This is a genomic window from Pseudomonas sp. WC1, from assembly GCF_050586565.1.
Lineage (GTDB): Bacteria > Pseudomonadota > Gammaproteobacteria > Pseudomonadales > Pseudomonadaceae > Aquipseudomonas.
In genome coordinates, this window is the sequence record NZ_JBOBDQ010000063.1 from 1 (window position 1) to 22,970 (window position 22,970).

Here is a 22,970-nt window from a genome sequence, read left to right on the forward strand (position 1 = left end):
CAAAGTAAGCCGCCGTAAGGGCGGAAAGGTGAATAAGCGTCGACATCGCAAATGAATGCACATACAACTTTCAACACCAACTAACCAACTAACCAAACAATCAAACAATCAAACAATCAAACAATCAAACAATCAAACAATCAAACAATCAAACAATCAAACAACCAAACAACCAAACAACCAAACAACCAAACAACCAAACAACGCCACCCCAAAAAAACTCAAAGCCGCTGAAGAATCAACTCCCCCGAGGCCCCAGCCAACCCAGGCTGCCCGGCCTGCCCAGGCCGCCCATTCCCCCCAGCATCGGTCCGATAAACCAGACACCCCTTACTAGCCCCACCTGCCCCAGCCTTCCCGGCAGCCCCCGCCTTACCAGGCGCACCACCATCAAGTCGCACCATAATCCGCTCCTGCGCAAACCCTTCAGGCACCGCCAGACGAACTCGCCCACCGGGGGCCCCATCATGCCCGTTGCCACCATCATCACCATTGGCCCCACGACTGGCCTGCCCCCAGGTGCAGCCCCCCGGCTTGCCATTGGCGCCGTCGAGCCCGACATACCCCGGCGCCCCAGCCCCGCCCCGGGCGTCGATCGATAGCCGGTCCGCTTCCAGCGCCTGCAACCGCAGATCCAGGTTACGCCCCGGCCGCGCGGGCCGCTCGTAGCTTCCGGGCGCCCCTGGCGCACTGAATTCGCTACCCTCGCCCAGCCGAGCCGTCAACGCCTCGATGCTCAGGTCGCGCTCGGCCGGCGCGATGGCGATGCGCGCATCGCGCCCCAGTTCGAGCCGGTCGATCTTCAGCTCGGTAAGGCTGGCCGGTAGCAACAAGGTCGCCGAGTCGGCCACTCGCAGGTGCTCCAGGTGCACGCTGGCCGCCTTGTTCGGCAGGCGCAGCATCGAATGGGCAGCAACCTCCAGGCTCTCGGCCTGGGCCAAGGGTGTGGCCAGTACGGCCAGCAAAATCAGTTTACGCATGGCTCGGCGCCTCCTGCGACCGGGGGATGGACATGACATGGAAGATGCCGGTCAACAGAATCTGCAAGCGGTCGAACCAGCGGTGACTGCGCCCACGCAAGCTGCCATTGAAGAACAGCACCTCGAGCACATGCAGCGACAGCAGGACGATACCTGCGGCATTGATCAGCAGATTGAGCGGCAATGGCTGTGGCATGAACAGGTTGAACAGCACCACACCCCAGAACGCCACTGTCAGAGCCTTGCCCAGGCCCAGGATGAACTTCATACCCCGCCCCCATGATTTTTGTTATGCCGGCACGGTCCGTTCGAGCGGACCGCGCCGGCAACAGTAACCCTACTGCCGGGGCATGCGCCAGAGGAGTCAGTTCAGGTGCAGTTCCACCCGTCGGTTGCGTGAGCGGCCTTCATCAGTGTCATTGTCGGCCACCGGCTCACTCTCGCCACGGCCCTGGCTGGTCACCTTGTTCGGCGCCAGGCCCTGGCTGATCAGGTACTCGGCAACACCGCTGGCACGGCGCTCGGACAGGCGCTGGTTGTAACTGTCGGAGCCCACGCTGTCAGTGAAACCGATCACCTTGACACTGGCCACACTGGGGTCGTTGAGCTTGGGCAGCAAGCCCTGCAGGCGCTGCTGTGCACCTTGGGTGAGTTCGGCGGAATCGAAGGCGAACAGCACCTGGCCCTGATCATCGAGGGTGATCACCTCCGAGGTCGCCGCAGGCTCCGGCTGCGGTGCGGCGGCTGGATACTGCGGCAATGGGCAGCCCATATGGTTGACCTGGGTACCGGCCGGAGTATCCGGGCAGCGGTCGCGGCGGTCGAAAACGCCATCGCCATCCTCGTCGCCATCCTGGGCATAACAGATCAGGCCACCGGCAATCGCACCGGCAACGCCGGCACCAGCCGCCCAGCTGGAACTTTCGATGGCACCCAGGCCGCCACCGACCAGGCCGCCAAGCAGGCTGCAGATGGGCCAGGTCCTTTGATTGAGGGGCGCGCTGCCATCGCTGTGGGTGGCGCAACCTGCCAGCAGGCTCGTGGCTACCACCAACGGCAGTGCCGCTTTCGACAAAACACGCATGGTGAATGCTCCTGTGTCACCGGCCGCTACCGGTCACACAGGAGTAAAGACGTGCCCACGCCACTTCTCAAGGCGCGGGCACGTCGCCATCAACGCTGGATCTTGATCTCGGTTCGACGGTTCATGGCACGCCCGTCGGCTGTGGCGTTGTCGGCGACCGGCTGCGTTTCACCCGCCCCCACCACCGAGACGAAGCTGGCACGTGGCACACCGCTTTCGACCAGGTAGTTGGTCACCGACTGGGCGCGGCGCTCGGAGAGCTTCTGGTTGTAGCTGTCGGAACCGACGCTGTCGGTGTGGCCGGAAACGCTCAGGCGCGCGCTCGGGGCTTCCTGCTTGAGCCGCGTGGCGATGGTGTTCAGGCGCTCCTTGTCGGTGGCCGTCAGGCGTGCCGAGTCAAACTCGAAATGCACGTCACGGATGACGATGACTTCTTCCTTCTGTACCACGACTTCCTCGACCACCGGCGCCGGCTCCGGCGGGCAGCCATTGGCGTCGACCTGCACGCCGCGCGGGGTGCCCGGGCACTTGTCGCGGCTGTCCGGTACGCCGTCGCCGTCTTCATCACCGTCGCCATGGGCCCAGCAGTAACCCGCCGCCAGGCCGCCACCGAGCAAGGCGCCCCAGCCGGCCCAGCTGGAGCTCTCGATCGCGCCCAGGGCCGCGCCGCCCACGCCCCCGACGGCAGCACACTTCGGCCAGTCGGTTTTCTGCAAACCTGCACAACCAGTCAACACACTGGTGAGCAGAACCAGGGGTATCGCTGTGCGTACTATGCTCATCTTGTTGCTTCTCCTAGGGGGAATCGGTAGAAAACCGATGCTCTGGGAGTAAAGACCGGCGCTTCCCGCTCTGCCAGCAATAAGCCACGCCGCAGCCGCGCGCCCCTTTGCCCGCTGGCCTGGGACCGTTAGTCTTGAGCGACCTGAACGAGGAATGGCAATGACCGACGCTTTCTCCCAACGCACGCCCCAGCAGGCACTGGCCGCCCTGCTGGAACGCTTCACCCCGCGCCACTTGCTGCTGGTGGGCAGCCGCTTCCCTGCCCTGGAAGCCTTCGCCACCGCCCATCCCGATACCCGCATCGAAGTTGCCGCACCCGGCCCGCTGCCTGCCGAACAGGCAGCCCGGCGCTTCGACCTGGCGGTACTGGTCGATTGCCTGGAGCACCTGCCCAAGCGCACCGGCCTGGAGCTGCTGGGCGGCATCCGCAACCTCAACGCCAGCCGCGTCGCAGTGCTGGCCGACCTGACCGCCTGCGGCTGGCAGCCCACCGATTTCTACTCGCTGGCGCTCTCGGCCAGCGAGCAGTTCCAGCGCGATGAACAGGTATTGAGCCTGTTCACCTATGATCTGCATGACTACAAACAAGTCCCGGACTGGCTCAATGCCAAGTTCTGGGCCAACCCCGAAAACTTCGGCAAGTACTGGTGGTGACCGAATGAGTGTCTCGATCTGCCCCTGCGGCAGTGGCAACCTGCTCGATACCTGCTGCGGGCACTATCACAGTGGAACACCAGCGCCGGATGCCCAGACGCTGATGCGTTCACGCTACAGCGCCTATGTGCTGGGCCTGGTGGATTACCTGGTGGCTACCACCCTGCCGGCCCAGCGTCCAGGCCTGGACCGCGCCGCCATGGCGGCCTGGAGCGCGCAGAGCACCTGGCTGGGCCTGGAGGTAGAGGGCGCCGAGGTGCTGGGCGGACAGCCCGAGCATGCCTTCGTCACGTTCACCGCGCGCTGGCACGACCTTGAGGGCGATCACCAGCACCGCGAGCGCTCGGCATTCGTCCAGCATGCCGGACGCTGGTATTTCATCGACCCGACCGCGCCCCTCAAGGCCGGACGCAACGACCCCTGCCCCTGCGCCAGCGGGCAGAAGTTCAAGAAATGCTGCGCCAGTTACTTCGGTAGTTGAGCATGCGCACCCTGGCTCGCCTGCTCTCGCTCAGCCTGCTGCTGGGCGGATTGGCGGGCTGCGCCAGCTGGGGCGCTGATACCTGGCGCGAACCACAGTTGCACCTGCTCGAGGTGGAACCGGTGAAGGTGCGCCTGCACCAGCAGGAGTTCGTTCTGCACCTGCGCGTCGACAACCCCAACGACAGCCGCCTGTTCATCCGCCACCTGGCCTATTCTGTACACCTCGGCGACCTGTTGCTGGCCGAAGACGAGGCCAGCCTGTGGCGCAGCGTTGGCGGCCATGCCCGGCGCACCTTCAAGATCACCGTGCGGACCAATCTCTGGCAGCACCTCAAGCCTCTGGCAAAGCTGCTCAAAAGCGGACAACCCTTGCAGTATCAACTACGCGGCGAACTGGCCACCGGGCTGATCGTGCATCGGGACCTGCACTTGAGGCAAAGGGGTGAGATAATCCCCGGCGATCTTAAACCGGAGTAACGCTGCAATGACCCAACAACCCCATGTCCATGGCCCCGACTGCGATCACGATCACGGTCACGACCATCACCACGACCACGGCCATGTGCATGGCCCGCACTGCAACCACGGCCATCAGGAGCCAGTGCGCAACGCCCTGAAGGACGTCGGCCGCAACGACCCTTGCCCGTGCGGCAGCGAGAAGAAATTCAAGAAGTGCCACGGCGCCTGATCAACGTCAGCGCACGTGTTCAGGGCCAAGCCCACTCCCAGGCAAATCGTCGCGGGAACGGGCTTGGCCCATGATCAACCCGCTCCAGCATGACCACTGGTAAATAAAGCTCCCCGGCACCTTGCACGGCGACTGCGCGCTCACTACCTTAGCGCCTTTCAGAACCCCGCCACGCCCTGCAGGAATCCAGCCATGGCCGCCCCCGTCCTTCCACCCTTCCCTCTCCGCCTCGGCAGTGCTGCCGCGTTGCTTGGCCTGCTCGCGCTGGGCGGCTGCCAGATGGGTGGCTACCAGGACAGCGTCCTGCCCAACAGCGGCGTGCAACCGCTCAGGGGTCTGGCGCAGAACGTCTCGGTACGGCGTAACGCAATGGGCGCGCCGCTGATCGAAAGCGGCAACTTCCATGATGCGCTGTTCAGCCTGGGCTACCTGCATGCCGGGGATCGCATCGAGCAGATGGCCGCCATGCGCCTGTTGGCCCAGGGGCGCCTGGCCGAACTGGCTGGAGCCGACGCCCTGGCGATCGACCGGCTGATGCGCGCGGCCAATCTCAAGCAGAGTGCCGGTCAGCTCTATGCCGATGCCTCGCCGCGCCTGAAGCGCTTCTTCGAAGTCTATGCCCGCGGGGTCAACGCCTACCTGTTCCGCTATCGCGACAAGCTGCCGGGCGAACTCGCTCGCAGCGGCTATCGCCCGGAATACTGGAAACCCGAGGATTCAGCGCTGATCTTCAGCCTCTACGCCTTCAGCCAGTCGGTGAACCTGCAGGAGGAACTGTCGGCATTGACCCTGGCGCAGAAGGTGGGTGCCGACAAGCTGGTCTGGCTGCTGCCCGGCGCTCCGGACGAACCCCTGGCCGACAGCGAAGTCGACAAACTCAAGGGCCTGAACTTGGCCAGCCAGCTGCCGGGCCTGGGCGCGCTCACCGCCACTGGCCAGCAATTGGCCGACCTCGGCCTGCTGGGTGCCCCCGGCTCGAGCAACCTGGCGCTGTCGCCCCAGCGCAGCCGTGCCGGCAAGAGCCTGCTGGCCAGCGACAGCCGCGCCGCCTGGGCACTGAGCCCGGTGCAGATCCACACCGGCAAGTATCAGGTCGCCGGCCTGTCGCTGCCAGGGCTGCCGATCGTGCTGGCCGGCTACAACGGCAAGCTGGCCTGGAGCAGCAGCGCGGTGATGGCCGACAACCAGGACCTGTTCCTCGAGCAGGTGCGCCGCCAGGGCACCCAGCTGACCTACCTCGCCGACGGCAAGTGGCAACCGGCGCGTGCCCGCAACGAGACCTTCTTCGTTCGCGGCCAGCGCCCCCAGCGCGAGGTGATGTACGACACCCGCCACGGCACCCTGTTGCCGGGGCATGGCAGCCTGGCCCTGGCCCTGCATCTACCGCTGCTCAAGGATGATCGCAGCCTCGATGCGCTGTTCGACCTGACCCGCGCGCAAAACATCGAGCGTGCCTTCGACAGCACCCGCGAGGTCGGTGCGGCAGCGCTGAACTTCGTGTTCGCCGAGCCCCAGCATATCGGTTGGCAGGTCAGCGGACGCTATCCCAACCGCCGTGAAGGCCAGGGCCTGCTGCCCTCGCCGGGCTGGGACGGGCGCTATGACTGGGATGGTTACGCCGATGCAATGCTGCACCCCTACGATCAGGACCCGCCCGCCGGCTTCATCGGCCACGCCAACCAGCGCAGCCTGCCCAAGGGCTATGGCATGCAGCTGTCGAGCAGCTGGTATTACCCCGAGCGCGCCGAGCGCATGGCCCAACTGGCCGGCAACGGTCGCCACGACAGCCGCAGCCTGATGGCTCTGCAGAACGATCAGGTGACCCTGCTGGCCGACAAGCTCAAGCAGATGTTCGACGCCCCCGGCATGGCCCAGCCGCTCAAGCAGGCCATCGACGCCCTGCCTGGCGCCCAGCGCGACAAGGCTCGCGACGCCCTGGCGCGGCTGAAGGCCTTCGATGGCCGGCTAAGCCCGGTGTCGGCCGATGCCGCGCTGTACGAACTGTTCCTCCAGGCGGTCACTCGCCAGACTTTCCTCGATGAACTGGGCCCGGAATCCAGCCCGACATGGCAAGCGTTCATCGGCAATGCCAAGCTTTCCTACTCCGCCCAGGCCGACCACCTGCTGGGACGCGAGGACAGCCCGTTCTGGGACGATCGCGGCACGCCGCAAAAAGAAGACAAGCCCACCATCCTCGCCCGCAGCCTGGCTGCGGCGGTGGATGCCGGCACCACACAACTCGGCGCCGACCGCCGCGCCTGGCAGTGGGGCAAGCTGCATCAGTACCGCTGGCCGGCACCGGCCTATCACGGCCTGGGCGACAAGCTCGAGCGCGCGCCCCTGGCGGCGGGTGGCGACTTCAGCACCCTGGCCCTGACGCCTTATGCCTGGGGGAGCAGCTTCGACGCCCAACTGCCGGCCTCGGCGCGGATGATCGTTGATTTCGGGCAGACCGAACCGCTGCAGCTGCTGACCAGCAACGGCCAGTCCGGCAATCCGGCCAGCCGCCATTACAGCGATGGGCTCGACGCCTGGTTCAAGGGCCGCTTCACCAGCCTGCCGCTGCAACCGCAGAATTTTGCCCGGGCCTACGGCAGCCAGCGGTTGACGCTGGTGCCTGGCAAATAGGTCTCAGAGACCAGAGCCAGCAAAATCGAGCGCCGCGCGCGGTGCTCGATCCCATGGTCACTGCCCCATCCTCTTGCGCTCTCCTATGTGAATAGTGCGCCGCCCCCGAAGTTATGCTTCTATCCTTGATCCCAGCCTTCGCCCTACAACGCTGACATCAGGACCACCATGCACCACTCGACCCACGACCTGCTCTCCCCTGTCCCGGGTATCGCCCGCCAGCTGCACAGCTTCCATTTCGGCCCACGTGGCGCCGGCAAGGTGTACATCCAGGCCTCGCTGCATGCCGACGAGCTGCCGGGCATGCTGGTGGCCTGGCATCTCAAGCAGCGGCTTGGGGACATGGAGCAGCAGGGCCGGTTGCGCAAGGAGATCATCCTGGTACCGGTGGCCAACCCGGTCGGCCTCGAGCAGGTGTTGCTGGACGCGCCACTGGGGCGCTTCGAGCTGCAAAGCGGCGAGAACTTCAACCGCAGGTTCGTCGACCTGTCGGACAGCATCGGCGACCAGATCGAAGGCCACCTCTCCCAGGACCCGGCCCACAACCTCGCGCTGATCCGTGAATACCTGCGCCGGGGCCTGGATGCCCACCCCGCGCACACGCCGCTGCACTCCCAGCGCCTGACCCTGCAGCGCCTGGCCTGCGACGCCGACATGGTGCTCGACCTGCATTGCGACTTCGAAGCCGTCGAGCACCTGTACACCACGCCCGAGGCCTGGCCCGAGGTCGAACCGCTGGCCCGCTACCTGGGCGTCCAGGCCAGCCTGCTGGCCACCGACTCGGGCGGGCAATCGTTCGATGAGTGTTTCAGCCTGGTGTGGTGGCAGTTGCAGCAGCGCTTCGGCAAACGCTTCCCGATCCCCCTGGGCAGTTTTTCGGTGACCATCGAGTTGCGCGGCCAGGCCGATGTCAGCCACGCCCTGGCCACCCAGGACTGCCAGGCGATCCTCGACTTCCTGACCCACGCCGGCGTCATCGAAGGCCAACCGGCGCCCTTGCCCGCTTTGCGCCATCCGGCCACGCCGCTGGCGGCGGTGGAACCGGTCATGGCACCGCTTGGCGGGTTGCTGGTGTTCCATGCCAGCCCCGGGCAGTACCTGCAAGCCGGAGCGCTGATCGCCGAGGTCATCGACCCGCTCAGCGACCGGGTAACGCCCTTGCGCAATAGCCAGGCCGGGCTGCTCTATGCCCGCAGCATCAGGCGCATGGCCACCGCGGGCATGGTGGTCGCCCATGTGGCAGGCGAGCAGGTTTGCCGCAGCGGTTACCTGCTGGGCAACTGAGCGACGTCAGGCCACAGGAGCGGGAGGCGGCTCATCGGGCAGGGTCGGCTCGCCCGGCTCCATCGGTGGCTGCTCGCCAGGCTGCGGCGGCTGGGGCGTGTCGGGATCAGGCTGGTGAGGCACTCCGCCTGCGCGCATGGGCAGTGGCGTGTGTGTCGGCGGATGGGCCAGCAGCGACCAGGCTAGCAATCCGATCTGGTTCGGCTGCAGGACGGCCAGCTTGGCACTGATTGCGGGATCGATTTTCATGGGGGGCTCCTGACGAGAGCCGGCGCACGTCATGCGCGCCGGAACTGTTCACTCGTTGGAGTGCCGGGCGCGGAAACAATTCCCGCGCTTTGTCGGCTCAGGTGCGCGGCAAGGTGACGCCGCGCTGGCCCTGATACTTGCCGCCGCGGTCCTTGTACGACACTTCGCACTCCTCGTCGGACTGCAGGAACAGCATCTGCGCCACGCCTTCGTTGGCGTAGATCTTCGCCGGCAGCGTGGTGGTGTTGGAAAACTCCAGCGTCACATGGCCTTCCCACTCGGGCTCGAGAGGAGTGACGTTGACGATGATGCCGCAGCGCGCGTAGGTGCTCTTGCCCAGGCAGATGGTCAGCACGTCACGCGGAATACGGAAGTACTCGACGGTACGGGCCAGGGCAAAGGAGTTCGGCGGGATGATGCACACGTCGCTCTTGATGTCGACGAAGCTGCCGGCATCGAAGTTCTTCGGGTCGACGGTGGCCGAGTTGATGTTGGTGAACACCTTGAATTCGTCGGCGCAACGCACGTCGTAGCCGTAGCTGGAGACGCCGAAGGAGATGACCCGGCTGTCGTGCTCGCCGCGCACCTGGCGCTCGACGAACGGTTCGATCATGCCGTGTTCCTGCGCCATGCGGCGAATCCACTTGTCCGATTTGATGCTCATGGCGGGGTGTCCTGAAGAGTGCAAGGTGAAAAACGAGATGCGCATCTTACCGGTCCCGGCGCGCGGGTTAAAGTTTCCTTGCCCATCCCGCGCCAGACGGGGCCTGCACCGGCCGCCGATCCGAAATTCATCAAAGCGCTCCTTGACCATTGGCAGGTCGTGGAAAGTGGGTTAAGGTGGCGCCACTGTGCTGCACGTGACACCGAGAATCTCTAGTTTGATGCACGATTATCATCGGCCCATCGCTGAATTTTCTGCTCTCTTTGCACTCAGTCCCGGGCAGGGTACTTCCTGACCGTAATCAACTTTGTCCAAGGAGACAGAAACATGTCCAACCGTCAAAACGGTACCGTTAAGTGGTTCAACGATGAGAAAGGCTACGGCTTCATCACCCCTCAGTCGGGTGACGACCTGTTCGTGCACTTCAAAGCCATCCAAGCTGACGGCTTCAAAACCCTGAAAGAAGGCCAGGCTGTTACTTTCGTCGCTACCCGCGGCCAGAAAGGCATGCAGGCTGAAGAAGTTCAGATCGCCTAAGTCGATCTCGCTTCCTAGCTTTCAAAAAAAACCCGCCATTGGCGGGTTTTTTTGTGCCTGAGTCAGTCGCCCGCACACCATCGTGGAAGCGAGCTGGCCCGCCCCCACATGATTGCCTGAACCTCAGTCCTCGCTGATGGTGATGCTCGGCATCGCCGGCGCCGCCGCTTCCTGCAACACTATTCGTGCCCCCACCTGCCGCGCCAGCTCCTGGTAGACCATGGCGATCTGGCTCTCCGGCTCGGCAATCGCGGTCGGCTTGCCACTGTCGGCCTGCTCGCGGATAAGCATCGACAGCGGCAACGACGCCAGCAGTTCGACACCGTACTGGGCCGCCAGCTTCTCGCCGCCACCTTCGCCGAACAGGTGCTCGGCATGGCCGCAGTTGGAGCAGATGTGCACCGCCATGTTCTCCACCACACCCAGCACCGGGATGTTGACCTTGCGGAACATCTCCACGCCCTTCTTGGCATCCAGCAGCGCCAGATCCTGCGGGGTGGTGACGATGACAGAGCCCGCCACCGGCACCTTCTGCGCCAGGGTCAGCTGGATATCGCCGGTGCCTGGCGGCATGTCGATCACCAGGTAGTCGAGGTCGTCCCAGGCGGTCTGGGTCACCAGCTGCAGCAACGCGCCCGAGACCATCGGGCCGCGCCAGACCATGGGCGTGTTGTCATCAGTGAGGAAGGCCATGGACATGACCTCGACGCCATGGGCCTTGATCGGCACGAACCACTTCTGCTCGCGCACCTGCGGGCGGGTGCCCTCGGGGATGCCGAACATCACACCCTGGCTGGGGCCATAGATGTCGGCGTCGAGTATCCCCACCCGGGCACCCTCGCGGGCCAGGGCCAGGGCCAGGTTGGCGGCAGTAGTCGACTTGCCGACCCCACCCTTGCCCGAGGCCACGGCGACGATGTTCTTGACGTTGGCCATGGCCGGCACCTGAGCCTGGGCCTTGTGGGTGGCGATCACACAGTCGATGCCGACCGAGGCCGAGCTCACGCCGTCGAGGTTCTCGATGGCAGTTTGCAGCACCTGCGCCCAGCCCCCCTTGAACAGCCCGGCGGCATAACCCAACTGCAACTGCACATTGACCTGCCCGCCCTGGATATCGATGGCGCGCACGCAACCGGCGCTGACCGGATCCTGGTTCAGGTAGGGGTCGGTGTACTGGCGAAGCACGCCTTCGACGGCGGCACGGGTAACGGCACTCATGGAGGCTCCCATTGGCAAACTGAATACGAAACAGGTGCCTATGCTAACCCGTCAATCGTCAGCGGATGCGTTGTTGGGGTGAAATATATTCGCCAGCCCTTTATAGTGGCCGATCACCCTCATTTTTACCCCGTAGCCAGATAAGTAGCCGAGCCACCATGTCCGAGCCACGTCAGATTCTCGTCACCAGCGCCCTGCCCTATGCCAATGGATCGATCCACCTTGGTCACATGCTCGAATACATCCAGACGGACATGTGGGTGCGCTACCAGAAGCTGCGCGGTAACCAGTGCATCTATGTCTGCGCCGACGACGCCCACGGCTCGGCCATCATGCTGCGCGCTGAAAAGGAAGGCATCACGCCCGAGCAACTGATCGCCAACGTCCAGGCCGAGCACAGCGCCGACTTCGCCGACTTCCTGGTCGACTTCGACAACTACCACTCCACGCACAGCGAAGAGAACCGCGAGCTGTCGAGCCTGATCTACACGCGCCTGCGCGATGCCGGGCATATTGCCACCCGTTCGGTCACCCAGTACTTCGATCCTGAAAAGGGCATGTTCCTCGCCGACCGCTTCATCAAGGGCACCTGCCCCAAGTGCGCGGCCGAGGACCAGTACGGCGACAACTGCGAAAAATGCGGCGCCACCTACGCCCCGACCGAGCTGAAGAACCCCAAGTCGGCAATCTCCGGCGCCACGCCGGTGCTGCGTGACTCCCAGCACTTCTTCTTCAAGCTGCCCGACTTCCAGGCCATGCTGCAGCAGTGGACCCGCAGCGGCACCCTGCAGGACGCCGTGGCCAACAAGCTCGCCGAGTGGCTGGACTCTGGCCTGCAGGAATGGGACATCTCCCGCGACGCCCCGTACTTCGGTTTCGAGATCCCGGGCGAGCCTGGCAAGTACTTCTACGTCTGGCTGGACGCGCCGATCGGCTACATGGCCAGCTTCAAGAACCTTTGCGCGCGCCGGCCGGAACTGGACTTCGACGCCTTCTGGAAAGAAGACTCCACGGCCGAGCTGTACCACTTCATTGGCAAGGACATCGTCAACTTCCACGCCCTGTTCTGGCCGGCCATGCTCGAAGGCGCGGGCCTGCGCAAGCCGACCGCGGTCAACGTGCACGGCTACCTGACCGTCAATGGCGCGAAGATGTCCAAGTCGCGCGGCACCTTCATCAAGGCGCGCACCTACCTCGATCATCTGCAGCCGGAATACCTGCGTTACTACTACGCCGCCAAGCTGGGCCGCGGCGTCGACGACCTCGACCTGAACCTCGAGGATTTCGTGCAGAAGGTCAACTCCGACCTGGTCGGCAAGGTGGTCAACATCGCCAGCCGCTGCGCCGGCTTCATCCACAAGGGCAATGACGGCGTGATGGTCGCCGGTGATGCCGCGCCGGAGCTGACCGAAGCCTTCCTCGCGGCCGCCCCGTCGATTGCCGAGGCCTATGAAGCCCGCGATTTCGGGCGCGCGATGCGCGAGATCATGGCCCTGGCCGATCGCGCCAACGCCTGGATCGCCGACAAGGCCCCGTGGTCGCTGGCCAAGCAGGAAGGCAAGCAGGACGAGGTACAGGCCATCTGCGCCCAGGGCGTCAACCTGTTCCGCCAGCTGGTGATCTACCTCAAGCCGGTCCTGCCGGTGCTGGCCAGCGACGCCGAGGCCTTCCTCAATGTCGCGCCGTTGACCTGGAACGACCACCAGTCGCGCCTGGAAAATCACCAGCTCAAGCCGTTCAAGGCGCTGATGAGCCGCATCGAACCGGCCAAGGTCGAAGCAATGATTGCCGCCAGCAAGGAAGACCTGCTGGCCGCCGAGGCCAACACCGCCCCGGCGGGCAATGGCGAGCTGGCCAAAGACCCGCTGTCGGCCGAGATCGAGTTCGACACCTTCGCCGCAGTCGACCTGCGCGTGGCATTGATCGTCAAGGCCGAAGCCGTGCCGGGTGCCGACAAGCTGCTGCAATTGACCCTGGACATCGGTGATGAGCGTCGCAATGTGTTCTCGGGCATCAAGTCGGCCTACCCGGATCCATCCCAGCTGGAAGGCCGCCTGACCATGATGGTGGCCAACCTCAAGCCACGGAAGATGCGCTTCGGTGTTTCCGAGGGCATGGTCATGGCAGCCGGCCCGGGCGGCGAGGAGATCTACCTGCTCAGCCCCGACAGCGGTGCCAAGCCAGGCCAGCGCATCAAGTAACCAAATCAGGCAACCAATATGCCCCGGCCCCCTGGCCGGGGCATTTGCATCTGCCGTCCGCTGCCGGATAATGGCGCCATCGTCCCGCCGTCGGCACCTCCATGAGTGACTACGTTCTGGTCCTGGTCAGCGCCGCGCTGGTCAATCACCTGGTCCTGCAGGCAGAGCCGGTCGAGCGTGTGCGCCTGCATGCGCTGGGCCTGTGCTCCGCCCTGCTGATCCTCATGGCACTGCCAATCGGCGCCTGGCTGTGCCAACAACTGCTCGTGCCATTGCAGTTGCAGGACCTTCAGCTGTTGGTCTTCCTGCCGTTGCTGGCGGCATTGGCCTGGGCGCTGCCGAACCTGCTCCAGCGCCTGCGCCCGGACTGGCCCACACAAGGCCTGTCGGGCCTGCTGAGCGCAAATGCCGTGGTGCTAGGCTTGCTGGTGCAACTGTCCCATGACGACATGCGCGGCTGGCGCCTGCTGGCGTGGCCCCTCGTTGCCGCTTTGGGCTTCTGGCTCGCGCTGGTGCTGTATGCGGACCTAGATATGCGCAGCCGCCAAGCCGAGGTACCCGCAGCGTTACGCGGCCTGCCTATTCAACTGATCGGTGCCGGGGTGATGGCCATGGCGTTTTCGGGACTCAACGGACTGTTCACCCAATGAATCTGTCTCTACACATCGACGTCTTGCTGCCGGCCCTGCAAAACATTGCCCGGCAATACCTCGAGGAGCTGCAGGCCCATGCCGCCACCTGATCCGCGCCTGCGCAGCGCCATGCAACTGGTGCTGCTGGCCTGCACCCCTGGCCTGCTGGCGCTGTTCTGGCTGCATGGCTGGGGCGTGCTGATCAACCTGCTGCTGAGCAGTTGCGCGGCGCTGGCCACCGAGGCCTTGCTGCTGAGCTGGCGCAAGCTGCCGGTGGTCTCGGCCCTGGGCGATGGCAGCGCGCTGGTCACCGCCGTCCTGCTGGCCGCCGCCCTGCCCATTCACGCCCCTTGGTGGCTGCCGCTGATGGCAGCCTGTGTTGCCATTGGCCTGGGCAAACAAGCCTTCGGGGGAGTGGGACGCAACCTGTTCAACCCGGCCATGGTGGGCTATGCGTTCGTCCTGCTGAGCTTCCCCTTGCAGATGAACCACTGGCCTGGCCAGACCGCCGGGTTGCTGGACAGCCTGAACCTGAGCCTGGGTACCGGCGATCGCATCGATGCCTGGGCCAGCCCCACGGTACTCGACGTGCTGCGCCATAACCGCAGCCTGACCATCGACGAACTGTTTGCCAGCCATTCGGCCTTTGGCCATATCGGTGGGAGCGCCAGCGAATGGGTCAACCTCGCCTTCCTGCTCGGCGGGCTATTTCTGATGCAACGCAAGGTCTTCACCTGGCACGCGCCCATCGGCTTGCTCGGCGCCTTGTTTCTGTTCAGCCTGCTGGGCTGGAACGGCTCAGGCTCCGACTCCAATGGCTCACCATTGCTGCACCTGCTGTCAGGCTCGACCATGCTGGCCGCGTTCTTCATCGCCACCGAACCGGTATCTGGTTGCAGGCAGCCACTGGCCCGTCTGCTGTTCGGTGCCAGCGCCGGCCTGCTGATCTACCTGATCCGTACGTGGGGCAGCTTTGTCGATGGCACGGCATTCGCCATTCTGCTGATGAACCTTGCCGCACCGTCCCTGGATCGCTGGGCGGAGCGTCGCCAGCAGGCCTGCCCGTGAGTGCCCGCTGGCGCAGCGCCGCGTGCCTGTCACTGCTGGCAGTGCTGGCCGTTGTCACGACTTTGGCCTGGCAACGCTTCACTGCCAAACCTATTGCGCAGGCCCAGCGCCAGTGGCATGAACAGCAGTGGCTGACAGTGCTGCCGCCAGGTAGCTATGACAACCAGCCCTTGCAAACAGCCTTGGCCCTGGCAGATACCAGCCTGCGCCATAGCCACCTGTTGGCCGCTTATCGCGTCACGCTGGCGGGAGCCCCAACCGCCATCCTGCTGCACAACAGGTTCCAGGGCTATGGCGGCGCCATCGAAATGGTCATCGCCATCAACACCCAGGGCCGCCTGGTCGGCATGCGTGTACTCGAGCAACAGGAAAGCCCAGGCCTGGGCGACCAACTGGCAGACCCGGCGCGTCAATGGCTCGACCAGTTCATCGGCCGGGCACAGGAAAATACACCCGAGCAGGCCTGGGCGATCAAACGTGACCAGGGCGCGTTCGATCAACTGGCCGGGGCAACGGTAACCTCTCGAGCAGTCATCGCGGCGATCCAGGATGCGCTGCGCTATTTCGACGACCACCGCCCCGCACTGCTCGGCGAGGCGCGCCCATGAGCAGGTTCTGGCTACTGATGATCAGCCTGGTACCGCTGCTCGGCGCAACCCGGACCATTGTCCAGGCGATCTCCATCAGCCTTTGCGCTTGCCTGCTGACAGGCCTGCATCAGGCGCTGATGGCACCACTGCGTCGCCACCTTGCTCAGGGCGCCAGCCTGTGGGCGAGCGCTGTGATGACGGCCAGCTTGGTAACCTGTCTGCACCTCGGGCTGCGGGCGTGGACCCTGCCCCTGGCCGAGGAGCTTGCCCCCTACCCGCTGTTACTGGCCCTGCCCTGCCTGGCCTGCGAACAGTTGCTGCCACAGCAGTACCGCTATCGCCAACTGTGTCGCGGCCTGGGCGGGCTCCTGGTGGCCGGCCTTGCCCTGGGTGCCTGTCGACAAGTGCTCGCCGACGATCTCGGCCTGCACATTGCCACGCTAGCCCCAGGCGCCTTGATACTGCTCGGCCTGCTGCTGGGCTTGTACAATCACCTGCGCCCATCGACCACCTCCCCTAGCCGTCAAGGAAGCCGTTGACCCCATGAATGCCGCCAAACGCCTGGAGATCTTTCGCAGGCTGCATGAAGACAATCCCGAACCCAAGACCGAACTGGCCTACTCCACCCCCTTCGAACTACTGATCGCCGTGATCCTTTCGGCCCAGGCGACGGACGTCGGCGTCAACAAGGCTACCGCGCGCCTGTTCCCGGTCGCCAATACGCCGCAGGCCATCCACGCCCTGGGTGTCGAAGGCCTGAGCGGGTACATCAAGACCATCGGGCTGTACAACAGCAAGGCCAGGAATGTCATCGAGACCTGTCGCCTGCTGGTCGAACTGCACGCAGGTGAAGTCCCGCAGAGCCGCGAAGCGCTGGAAGCCCTGCCCGGCGTTGGGCGCAAGACCGCCAACGTAGTGCTCAACACTGCCTTTCGCCAACTGGCCATGGCCGTCGATACGCATATCTTCCGAGTCAGCAACCGCACCGGTATCGCGCCGGGCAAGACCGTTCTAGACGTCGAAAAGAAATTGCTCAAGTTCGTGCCCAAGGACTTTCTGCTCGACGCCCACCATTGGCTGATCCTGCATGGCCGTTATGTCTGCCAGGCTCGGAAACCGCGCTGTGGCAGCTGCCGAATCGAGGACCTGTGCGAATACAAGTTCAAGACCTCGGACGATTGAAGCAATAGCTGACAACAGCACAAGGCGATTGAAAAAATCTTTTTTACCCGCTCTGCGATTCCCGTTATAAGGACGGCCAATGGCCCTTTGGCTTGGAGTGACGCATGAGCACCGATAAAGAAGACTTGGCAAACGATGACGACTTCCAAAGTACGGACGACGACGTGGAGCCGCAGGCCGAACCGGCCAAGACCAACCTCAGCAAGCGCCGCACCATCGACAACATGCTCGAGGAGCGACGCCTGCAGAAACAGCTGGCCGACTTCGACTACGATCTGTAACGCAGACATGCAAAAGCCTCCTGAACGGAGGCTTTTCAATAGGGCTCAGGCCAGCCCATGGCGCTGGGCGAGTTCGATCAGGTCCACCAACGAGCGGGCATTCAACTTGAGCAGCAGGCGAGTCTTGTAGGTACTGACTGTCTTGTTGCTGAGGAACATGCTGTCGGCGATCTCCTTGTTGCTCTTGCCCCGGGCCAGTTGCTGGAGCACCATCATCTCCCGGCCGGAAAGCCGCTCGACCATCTCCATTTCCGTGGCGCCTCCCGTGCCCGAGCGCCCCTTGTGCAATGCCTGGTTGGGGAAATAGCTGTAGCCGGACATCACGGCCTTGATGGCACTGAGCAGCTCGGTCAACTCCTGTTGCTTGCAGACATAACCTGCCGCTCCCGCTTGCATGCAGCGCATCGAGAAGTGCCCCGGGGCCTGGGAAGTCAGTACCAACACCTTGCTCGCCGGGCTCGCCAGCGTCATCCGCGCAATCACTTCCAGCCCATCCAGTTTGGGGATCCCGATATCCAGAATGACAATATCCGGCAGATACTCCCGCGTCAGTTGCAGGGCATCCACACCATTGTCACTCTCCGCCACCACTTCGTAGCCATGCCGTTCCATCAGCATGCGTACGGCCAGGCGAATGACCGGGTGATCATCCACGATCAGCACTTTATTCATGCGATTCCCATTGATACGTTATTTTTAGTTCGATAGACCACCACACCCGAGCATAACGATTATTTATGCAGCGGTTTCCCTGGTAAATTCACCGAAAGAAGCGGCCTACAATTAATAGAGACTCTTCCTACGCACTACCCCTTTCACAAAATGTAATAGATACAGGTTCGTCGCAACGATTCAGAAAGTAACAGCCGGAAGAATTGGATCCAAGTGCCATTGAGTCACACTTCACGCGGGAAAATTCGACTGTACACACTGGATAAAGGTAGGCGTCGAGCGCGGCGACTTGGCCAGGGAGGGAAATGAGGCACGCTTAATTACAGTGGGGAAAACACGCTACAGATGGGCAAAGCATCACCAGGCCCTCATCATGAACCGCGACCCCATCAGTCCGTTGACCCTTATCGCTGTCTTTGCCGGCGTGATCGAAGCGTCTGCCCTGGCATCACTCCCGTTCCTCAGCGAAGACAGCCAGACCCTGTACACCTGGTTCCTGGTGGGCTTCCCGTTCTTCCTCACCGTACTTTTCTTTCTTACCCTCAACTTCAACACTCGCTCGCTGTTTGCACCTGACAGCAATGCCCGCAGCGCCCGCAAGCCTTTACGCACACCTGTCTCAGGGAGCAAAGGCGCGATGATCATCGCCATTTCCGGAGCCGACAGTCAGAAGATCATCGAAAACCATGTACTGCGAATGATCGATCGCCCCCACGGGCGACAACGACGCTGGGTGCTGTACAACCTGGATACGCGCACCTGTATCCATCTCTCAGCCGTGCCCATGCAGGATGACGAGACCGGGACCGCCACCGAAGCAGAAACCCAGGCATGAAAAAACCCGGCCAAGGCCGGGTTTTTCGTACGCTCGTGGCTGCTTACAGCAGCGAACGGCCTTTGTTGGCCGCGATACGCATACGCAATGCATTGAGCTTGATGAAGCCCGCGGCATCGGCTTGGTTGTAAGCCCCGCCGTCTTCCTCGAAGGTCGCAATGTTGGCATCGAACAGAGAATCGTCCGACTTGCGCCCCACGACGGTGACATTGCCCTTGTACAGCTTCAGGCGAACAACGCCATTCACATTGAGCTGCGAGGCGTCGATCATCTGCTGCAGCATCAGACGCTCCGGGCTCCACCAGTAGCCGGTGTAGATCAGGCTGGCGTACTTAGGCATCAGCTCATCCTTCAGGTGAGCGACTTCGCGGTCCAGGGTGATCGACTCGATGGCGCGGTGAGCCTTGAGCATGATGGTGCCGCCTGGGGTCTCGTAGCAACCGCGCGACTTCATGCCGACATAGCGGTTCTCGACGATATCCAGGCGACCGATGCCGTTGGCGCCGCCAATGCGGTTGAGCTCGGCCAGCACGGTGGCCGGGGTCTTCTCGACACCGTCGATGGCGACGATGTCACCGTTGCGGTAGGTCAGCTCGATGTAGGTGGCCTGGTCCGGGGCGCTCTCCGGAGAGACGCTCCATTTCCACATGTCTTCCTCGTGCTCGGTCCAGGTATCTTCCAGGACACCGCCTTCGTAGGAAATGTGCAGCAGGTTGGCGTCCATCGAGTACGGCGACTTCTTCTTGCCGTGGCGCTCGATCGGGATACCGTGCTTCTCGGCATAGTCCATCAGCTTCTCGCGGGACAGCAGGTCCCACTCACGCCATGGCGCGATGACCTTGACGCCCGGCTTGAGCGCATAGGCACCCAGCTCGAAACGCACCTGGTCGTTACCCTTGCCGGTGGCACCGTGGGAAATGGCGTCGGCGCCGGTTTCGTTGGCGATTTCGATCAGGCGCTTGGCGATCAGCGGGCGGGCGATGGAAGTACCCAGCAGGTACTCGCCTTCGTAGACGGTGTTGGCGCGGAACATCGGGAAGACGAAATCACGCACGAACTCTTCGCGCAGGTCGTCGATGTAGATTTCTTTCACGCCCATCGCCTGGGCCTTGGCGCGGGCCGGCTCGACCTCCTCGCCCTGGCCGAGGTCAGCGGTGAAGGTCACCACTTCACAGTTGTAGGTGTCCTGCAGCCACTTGAGAATCACCGAAGTATCAAGGCCGCCGGAATACGCCAATACGACCTTTTTTACGTCCGCCATGCCATCACTCCACGGGGTTGTACGGAAAGCCGATGATTCTACCGGCCTTGCCGAAAAATTTACAATGGGGCGACAGCTTGTGACGACAAAGCGACAGGAATTGTCGAGAGCGCGACCCGCTGTCGCACTCAGGATTTCGCAGGCGCGGGCTGGGTGGCAGCGGCCGCAGGCGTCGCAGGCGCAGGTGCGGTAGCCGCGGGTGCCGGAGCCGCCGGCGCAACCGGTGGCGCCGGCTTCTCCAGCGGTTTCTCGACCGGTGTCACACGCTCGAGCTGGATGTTCACCCGGCGGTTGCGCGCCCGGTTGGCGGCAGAGTTGTTCTTCGCCAGTGGATAGCGCTCGCCGTGGAACCGCACGGTGATCTGCTCTTCCGGCACGCCATGGGCCTTGAGGTAGTCGGCAACCGCCAGCGCCCGTCGACGCGAGGTGTCACGGTTGGTCAGACGGTTGCCGCTGTTGTCGGAATGGCCGTTGAGCTCGATGCGGTTGACCGTCGGGTCGGCCTTCAGATAATCGAGCAGCACATCCAGGCGAGCGCGCGCCGAGCTGTCCAGCTCGATACCGCCACCGGGGAAGCCGACCTGGGTCTGACGGATCTGGTCATAGTTCATCGGCAGCAGCTTGGCAGCACACAGTTGGTAGTCGCTGTAGGCCTTGGTGAAGCTGACTGGCATCACCTGCACTTGCATCGGCCGGCCACCCTCGCCCCGGTAGTTGCGCACCACCGTGCTACGGCCATCGAGCAGGCCATTGATCAGGCGGCTGGCCTGCCCCTGGCTGGAGGTGAACAGCACGCCAGTGCGGGCCATGTGCACCGCACCAAGGTTGATATCGCCCCGCCCTGGCTGCCAGGGGGCTGCGGCGGCCAGCAAGGTGGCGGAACCGGCGCCGAGGACGTTGCTGTCCGAACGCAGCTGGAACGTCGGTTGTTCGCCGGCACGGCGCACGAACTCGCCGCTGCCGAAACCGTCGATCGGCTGGATCAAGCGACATTCGAACTGATCACCCTCGACTTTCCAGGCGACGTTCTCCACGCGGGTCTGGAAGGTCATGGCCCCGGCCGGCAGGCTGGCGACAAGGGTGAACAGGGCTAGGTAACGCTGGCGCACGGTCGGCTCCACTGATTCTGACGGCTTACCTGAATGCTATCGGACGCCCGTCGGAAAACTTGATAGCCGTGCTCGAACAGGGGTTTTCCGGTAGCATTGGCTTCTGAGTTCGACCCGCCTGGAATCTCCAATGTCCGATCGCCTGACCCTCCTGCGCCCCGACGACTGGCACATCCATCTGCGCGATGGTGCCGTCCTGCCTCACACAGTCGGTGACGTGGCGCGTACCTTCGCCCGCGCCATCATCATGCCCAACCTGGTTCCGCCGGTGCGCAACGCCGTCGAGGCCGATGCCTACCGCGCCCGCATCCTTGCCGCACGCCCCGCTGGCAGCCGTTTCGAGCCACTGATGGTGCTGTATCTTACCGACCGCACCAGCCCGGAAGACATCCGCGCCGCCAAGGCCAGTGGGATCGTGTTCGCCGCCAAGCTCTACCCGGCCGGCGCCACCACCAACTCCGATTCGGGCGTGACCAGCATCGACAACATTTTCCCGGCAATCGAGGCCCTGGCCGAAACCGGCATGCCCCTGCTAGTGCATGGTGAGGTCACGCGCAGTGAAATCGACGTGTTCGACCGCGAGAAGCGCTTCATCGACGAGCACATGCGCCGCCTGGTCGAGCGCTTCCCGACCCTGAAAGTGGTGTTCGAGCACATCACCACCGCCGACGCCGCGCAGTTCGTCACCGAGGCGCCGGCCAACGTCGGTGCCACCATCACCGCCCAGCACCTGCTGTACAACCGCAACCACATGCTGGTCGGCGGTATCCGCCCGCACTTCTATTGCCTGCCGATCCTCAAGCGCAACACCCACCAGGTTGCGTTGCTGGATGCCGCGACCAGCGGCAACCCGAAGTTCTTCCTCGGTACCGACTCGGCGCCTCATGCCAAGCATGCCAAGGAAGCCGCCTGCGGCTGCGCCGGCTGCTACACCGCCTACGCCGCCATCGAGTTGTATGCCGAGGCGTTCGAGCAGCGCAATGCGCTGGACAAGCTCGAAGGCTTCGCCAGCAAGCATGGCCCTGACTTCTACGGCCTGCCGCGCAATACCGACACCATCACCCTGGTGAGAGAGCAATGGACAGCGCCGGACAGCCTGCCCTTCGGTGACACCACCGTCATTCCCCTGCGCGCTGGTGAAACACTGCGCTGGCGCCTGCAGGAGGACAACGCGTGAGCGAAGATCTGTACGAAGACGACCAGGACAGCCAGGTCAGCAGCGGCTCGCGCCATCCGATGGCCGAGCGTTTCCGCGGCTACCTGCCCGTGGTGGTGGATGTCGAGACTGGTGGCTTCAACAGCGCTACCGACGCGCTGCTGGAGATTGCCGCCGTCACCATCGGCATGGATGAAAAGGGCTTCCTGTTCCCCGAGCACACCTACTTCCATCGGGTCGAACCGTTCGAGGGCGCCAATATCGAGGCCGCCGCGCTGGAGTTCACCGGCATCAAGCTCGATCACCCGCTGCGCATGGCGGTGAGCGAGGAAAGCGCGCTGACCGATATTTTCCGCGGCGTGCGCAAGGCGCTGAAGGCCAATGGCTGCAAGCGGGCGATCCTGGTGGGGCATAACAGTAGCTTCGACTTGGGTTTCCTCAATGCTGCGGTGGCGCGCAACGATATCAAGCGCAACCCGTTCCACCCGTTCTCCAGCTTCGATACCGCCACCCTCGCTGGCCTTGCCTACGGCCAGACCGTGCTGGCCCGAGCCTGCCAGAGCGCAGACATCGACTTCGACGGCCGTGAGGCGCATTCGGCGCGTTACGACACCGAGAAGACCGCCGAGCTGTTCTGCGGCATCGTCAATCGCTGGAAAGAGATGGGCGGCTGGCGCGACTTCAACGACTGATCACACGCTTGTAGCTTGAAGCATAAAAAAACCGGCCAC

At 63.7% G+C, this 22,970-nt stretch carries 27 protein-coding genes; 17 read left to right on the forward strand and 10 right to left on the reverse strand.

Annotated elements, in window-relative coordinates:
- Positions 1-221: 221 nt before the first annotated feature.
- From ACQ4OD_RS22530 to ACQ4OD_RS22545, 4 genes are all read right to left on the reverse strand, one after another.
- Positions 222-980 carry a collagen-like protein gene (locus ACQ4OD_RS22530; RefSeq protein ID WP_139669299.1) on the reverse strand — a complete coding sequence of 253 codons (759 nt, stop codon included), beginning with the start codon at positions 978-980 and terminating at the stop codon, positions 222-224.
- The gene (locus tag ACQ4OD_RS22535) at positions 973-1,248 is read right to left on the reverse strand and encodes a DUF1145 domain-containing protein (RefSeq protein ID WP_139669297.1); all 276 of its coding nucleotides are present in this window, start codon (positions 1,246-1,248) and stop codon (positions 973-975) included. Before ACQ4OD_RS22535 ends, ACQ4OD_RS22530 begins: the two co-directional genes overlap by 8 nt.
- A 96-nt stretch (positions 1,249-1,344) precedes the next feature.
- On the reverse strand, positions 1,345-2,064 hold the full coding sequence (locus tag ACQ4OD_RS22540) for an OmpA family protein (RefSeq protein WP_102684783.1): 720 nt from the start codon (positions 2,062-2,064) through the stop codon (positions 1,345-1,347).
- 89 nt (positions 2,065-2,153) lie between these two features.
- Positions 2,154-2,846 (reverse strand): OmpA family protein, encoded by a 693-nt coding sequence (locus ACQ4OD_RS22545; RefSeq protein ID WP_038706655.1) that lies wholly within the window; start codon positions 2,844-2,846, stop codon positions 2,154-2,156.
- Positions 2,847-3,006: 160 nt separating this feature from the next.
- On the opposite strand from ACQ4OD_RS22545, the gene ACQ4OD_RS22550 reads away from it, so the two are divergent.
- From ACQ4OD_RS22550 to ACQ4OD_RS22575, 6 genes are all read left to right on the forward strand, one after another.
- Positions 3,007-3,501, forward strand: coding sequence for a DUF6231 family protein (locus tag ACQ4OD_RS22550; RefSeq protein WP_198755598.1), 495 nt, complete (start codon positions 3,007-3,009; stop codon positions 3,499-3,501).
- Between the two features lie 4 nt (positions 3,502-3,505).
- Positions 3,506-3,982 (forward strand): YchJ family protein, encoded by a 477-nt coding sequence (locus ACQ4OD_RS22555; RefSeq protein WP_102684780.1) that lies wholly within the window; start codon positions 3,506-3,508, stop codon positions 3,980-3,982.
- Positions 3,983-3,984: 2 nt separating this feature from the next.
- Positions 3,985-4,461: an LEA type 2 family protein gene (locus ACQ4OD_RS22560; protein WP_430944958.1), complete on the forward strand. Its 477-nt coding sequence runs from the start codon at positions 3,985-3,987 to the stop codon at positions 4,459-4,461.
- A gap of 7 nt (positions 4,462-4,468) precedes the next feature.
- Positions 4,469-4,672: an SEC-C metal-binding domain-containing protein gene (locus tag ACQ4OD_RS22565; RefSeq protein ID WP_023632501.1), complete on the forward strand. Its 204-nt coding sequence runs from the start codon at positions 4,469-4,471 to the stop codon at positions 4,670-4,672.
- Positions 4,673-4,864: 192 nt separating this feature from the next.
- Positions 4,865-7,300, forward strand: coding sequence for a penicillin acylase family protein (locus ACQ4OD_RS22570; protein ID WP_430944959.1), 2,436 nt, complete (start codon positions 4,865-4,867; stop codon positions 7,298-7,300).
- A gap of 168 nt (positions 7,301-7,468) precedes the next feature.
- Positions 7,469-8,584: a succinylglutamate desuccinylase/aspartoacylase family protein gene (locus ACQ4OD_RS22575; RefSeq protein WP_430944960.1), complete on the forward strand. Its 1,116-nt coding sequence runs from the start codon at positions 7,469-7,471 to the stop codon at positions 8,582-8,584.
- 6 nt (positions 8,585-8,590) lie between these two features.
- Here the strand turns inward: ACQ4OD_RS22575 and ACQ4OD_RS22580 are convergent, their stop codons facing one another.
- Complete coding sequence (locus ACQ4OD_RS22580) at positions 8,591-8,833, reverse strand: hypothetical protein (RefSeq protein ID WP_102684776.1); 243 nt, start codon at positions 8,831-8,833, stop codon at positions 8,591-8,593.
- A gap of 97 nt (positions 8,834-8,930) precedes the next feature.
- Complete coding sequence (gene dcd, locus ACQ4OD_RS22585; RefSeq protein WP_023630764.1) at positions 8,931-9,497, reverse strand: dCTP deaminase; 567 nt, start codon at positions 9,495-9,497, stop codon at positions 8,931-8,933.
- Between the two features lie 327 nt (positions 9,498-9,824).
- Here dcd and ACQ4OD_RS22590 point away from each other — a divergent pair, with 327 nt between their 5' ends.
- The gene (locus ACQ4OD_RS22590) at positions 9,825-10,034 is read left to right on the forward strand and encodes a cold-shock protein (RefSeq protein ID WP_012273869.1); all 210 of its coding nucleotides are present in this window, start codon (positions 9,825-9,827) and stop codon (positions 10,032-10,034) included.
- Positions 10,035-10,157: 123 nt separating this feature from the next.
- Here ACQ4OD_RS22590 and apbC read toward each other — a convergent pair whose 3' ends face one another.
- Complete coding sequence (gene apbC, locus ACQ4OD_RS22595) at positions 10,158-11,252, reverse strand: iron-sulfur cluster carrier protein ApbC (protein WP_102684775.1); 1,095 nt, start codon at positions 11,250-11,252, stop codon at positions 10,158-10,160.
- A 158-nt stretch (positions 11,253-11,410) separates the two neighbouring features.
- Between apbC and metG the strand changes: the two genes are divergently transcribed.
- The 7 genes from metG (at position 11,411) to ACQ4OD_RS22630 (ending at position 17,206) form a co-directional block, all read left to right on the forward strand.
- The gene (metG, locus tag ACQ4OD_RS22600; RefSeq protein ID WP_139669288.1) at positions 11,411-13,453 is read left to right on the forward strand and encodes a methionine--tRNA ligase; all 2,043 of its coding nucleotides are present in this window, start codon (positions 11,411-11,413) and stop codon (positions 13,451-13,453) included.
- A 101-nt stretch (positions 13,454-13,554) separates the two neighbouring features.
- Positions 13,555-14,103, forward strand: a complete 549-nt coding sequence (locus ACQ4OD_RS22605) for an Rnf-Nqr domain containing protein (RefSeq protein WP_139669286.1) — start codon at positions 13,555-13,557, stop codon at positions 14,101-14,103.
- A 78-nt stretch (positions 14,104-14,181) separates the two neighbouring features.
- A complete protein-coding gene (locus ACQ4OD_RS22610) occupies positions 14,182-15,153 on the forward strand; it encodes an RnfABCDGE type electron transport complex subunit D (protein ID WP_139669284.1) in 972 nt (323 codons plus the stop codon).
- Positions 15,150-15,761 (forward strand): RnfABCDGE type electron transport complex subunit G, encoded by a 612-nt coding sequence (locus ACQ4OD_RS22615; RefSeq protein ID WP_430944961.1) that lies wholly within the window; start codon positions 15,150-15,152, stop codon positions 15,759-15,761. Before ACQ4OD_RS22610 ends, ACQ4OD_RS22615 begins: the two co-directional genes overlap by 4 nt.
- Positions 15,758-16,282, forward strand: a complete 525-nt coding sequence (locus tag ACQ4OD_RS22620; RefSeq protein WP_102684770.1) for an Rnf-Nqr domain containing protein — start codon at positions 15,758-15,760, stop codon at positions 16,280-16,282. Before ACQ4OD_RS22615 ends, ACQ4OD_RS22620 begins: the two co-directional genes overlap by 4 nt.
- A 4-nt stretch (positions 16,283-16,286) precedes the next feature.
- Positions 16,287-16,925, forward strand: a complete 639-nt coding sequence (gene nth / locus ACQ4OD_RS22625) for an endonuclease III (protein ID WP_430944962.1) — start codon at positions 16,287-16,289, stop codon at positions 16,923-16,925.
- Positions 16,926-17,029: 104 nt separating this feature from the next.
- Positions 17,030-17,206, forward strand: coding sequence for a PA3496 family putative envelope integrity protein (locus tag ACQ4OD_RS22630; RefSeq protein ID WP_023630757.1), 177 nt, complete (start codon positions 17,030-17,032; stop codon positions 17,204-17,206).
- A gap of 45 nt (positions 17,207-17,251) precedes the next feature.
- On the opposite strand, the gene ACQ4OD_RS22635 is transcribed toward ACQ4OD_RS22630, so the two are convergent.
- A complete protein-coding gene (locus ACQ4OD_RS22635) occupies positions 17,252-17,878 on the reverse strand; it encodes a response regulator transcription factor (RefSeq protein ID WP_102684768.1) in 627 nt (208 codons plus the stop codon).
- 373 nt (positions 17,879-18,251) lie between these two features.
- Here ACQ4OD_RS22635 and ACQ4OD_RS22640 point away from each other — a divergent pair, with 373 nt between their 5' ends.
- Complete coding sequence (locus tag ACQ4OD_RS22640; protein WP_102684767.1) at positions 18,252-18,713, forward strand: hypothetical protein; 462 nt, start codon at positions 18,252-18,254, stop codon at positions 18,711-18,713.
- 43 nt (positions 18,714-18,756) lie between these two features.
- Here the strand turns inward: ACQ4OD_RS22640 and ACQ4OD_RS22645 are convergent, their stop codons facing one another.
- Together ACQ4OD_RS22645 and ACQ4OD_RS22650 are read right to left on the reverse strand one after the other, a co-directional pair.
- Positions 18,757-19,974 carry an argininosuccinate synthase gene (locus ACQ4OD_RS22645; RefSeq protein ID WP_139669275.1) on the reverse strand — a complete coding sequence of 406 codons (1,218 nt, stop codon included), beginning with the start codon at positions 19,972-19,974 and terminating at the stop codon, positions 18,757-18,759.
- A gap of 128 nt (positions 19,975-20,102) precedes the next feature.
- Positions 20,103-21,083, reverse strand: coding sequence for a flagellar protein MotY (locus tag ACQ4OD_RS22650; RefSeq protein ID WP_430944963.1), 981 nt, complete (start codon positions 21,081-21,083; stop codon positions 20,103-20,105).
- A gap of 130 nt (positions 21,084-21,213) precedes the next feature.
- On the opposite strand from ACQ4OD_RS22650, the gene pyrC reads away from it, so the two are divergent.
- Together pyrC and rnt are read left to right on the forward strand one after the other, a co-directional pair.
- Entirely contained in the window at positions 21,214-22,260 is a 1,047-nt protein-coding gene (pyrC, locus tag ACQ4OD_RS22655) for a dihydroorotase (RefSeq protein ID WP_198755605.1), read from the forward strand.
- A gap of 59 nt (positions 22,261-22,319) precedes the next feature.
- Positions 22,320-22,931, forward strand: a complete 612-nt coding sequence (gene rnt / locus ACQ4OD_RS22660; protein WP_225933324.1) for a ribonuclease T — start codon at positions 22,320-22,322, stop codon at positions 22,929-22,931.
- The last annotated feature ends 39 nt before the right edge of the window (positions 22,932-22,970 follow it).

Coding starts and splice junctions, on each gene's coding strand:
- ACQ4OD_RS22545 (WP_038706655.1), bottom strand. CDS start 2,846: ATGAGCATAGTACGCACAGCGATACCCCTGGTTCTGCTCACCAGTGTG.
- ACQ4OD_RS22575 (WP_430944960.1), top strand. CDS start 7,469: ATGCACCACTCGACCCACGACCTGCTCTCCCCTGTCCCGGGTATCGCC.
- ACQ4OD_RS22605 (WP_139669286.1), top strand. CDS start 13,555: ATGAGTGACTACGTTCTGGTCCTGGTCAGCGCCGCGCTGGTCAATCAC.
- ACQ4OD_RS22635 (WP_102684768.1), bottom strand. CDS start 17,878: ATGAATAAAGTGCTGATCGTGGATGATCACCCGGTCATTCGCCTGGCC.
- ACQ4OD_RS22535 (WP_139669297.1), bottom strand. CDS start 1,248: ATGAAGTTCATCCTGGGCCTGGGCAAGGCTCTGACAGTGGCGTTCTGG.
- ACQ4OD_RS22570 (WP_430944959.1), top strand. CDS start 4,865: ATGGCCGCCCCCGTCCTTCCACCCTTCCCTCTCCGCCTCGGCAGTGCT.
- metG (WP_139669288.1), top strand. CDS start 11,411: ATGTCCGAGCCACGTCAGATTCTCGTCACCAGCGCCCTGCCCTATGCC.
- ACQ4OD_RS22555 (WP_102684780.1), top strand. CDS start 3,506: ATGAGTGTCTCGATCTGCCCCTGCGGCAGTGGCAACCTGCTCGATACC.
- nth (WP_430944962.1), top strand. CDS start 16,287: ATGAATGCCGCCAAACGCCTGGAGATCTTTCGCAGGCTGCATGAAGAC.
- ACQ4OD_RS22540 (WP_102684783.1), bottom strand. CDS start 2,064: ATGCGTGTTTTGTCGAAAGCGGCACTGCCGTTGGTGGTAGCCACGAGC.
- ACQ4OD_RS22530 (WP_139669299.1), bottom strand. CDS start 980: ATGCGTAAACTGATTTTGCTGGCCGTACTGGCCACACCCTTGGCCCAG.
- rnt (WP_225933324.1), top strand. CDS start 22,320: ATGGCCGAGCGTTTCCGCGGCTACCTGCCCGTGGTGGTGGATGTCGAG.
- ACQ4OD_RS22645 (WP_139669275.1), bottom strand. CDS start 19,974: ATGGCGGACGTAAAAAAGGTCGTATTGGCGTATTCCGGCGGCCTTGAT.
- ACQ4OD_RS22630 (WP_023630757.1), top strand. CDS start 17,030: ATGAGCACCGATAAAGAAGACTTGGCAAACGATGACGACTTCCAAAGT.
- ACQ4OD_RS22640 (WP_102684767.1), top strand. CDS start 18,252: ATGAACCGCGACCCCATCAGTCCGTTGACCCTTATCGCTGTCTTTGCC.
- ACQ4OD_RS22565 (WP_023632501.1), top strand. CDS start 4,469: ATGACCCAACAACCCCATGTCCATGGCCCCGACTGCGATCACGATCAC.
- ACQ4OD_RS22560 (WP_430944958.1), top strand. CDS start 3,985: ATGCGCACCCTGGCTCGCCTGCTCTCGCTCAGCCTGCTGCTGGGCGGA.
- apbC (WP_102684775.1), bottom strand. CDS start 11,252: ATGAGTGCCGTTACCCGTGCCGCCGTCGAAGGCGTGCTTCGCCAGTAC.
- pyrC (WP_198755605.1), top strand. CDS start 21,214: ATGTCCGATCGCCTGACCCTCCTGCGCCCCGACGACTGGCACATCCAT.
- dcd (WP_023630764.1), bottom strand. CDS start 9,497: ATGAGCATCAAATCGGACAAGTGGATTCGCCGCATGGCGCAGGAACAC.
- ACQ4OD_RS22580 (WP_102684776.1), bottom strand. CDS start 8,833: ATGAAAATCGATCCCGCAATCAGTGCCAAGCTGGCCGTCCTGCAGCCG.
- ACQ4OD_RS22620 (WP_102684770.1), top strand. CDS start 15,758: ATGAGCAGGTTCTGGCTACTGATGATCAGCCTGGTACCGCTGCTCGGC.
- ACQ4OD_RS22610 (WP_139669284.1), top strand. CDS start 14,182: ATGCCGCCACCTGATCCGCGCCTGCGCAGCGCCATGCAACTGGTGCTG.
- ACQ4OD_RS22550 (WP_198755598.1), top strand. CDS start 3,007: ATGACCGACGCTTTCTCCCAACGCACGCCCCAGCAGGCACTGGCCGCC.
- ACQ4OD_RS22590 (WP_012273869.1), top strand. CDS start 9,825: ATGTCCAACCGTCAAAACGGTACCGTTAAGTGGTTCAACGATGAGAAA.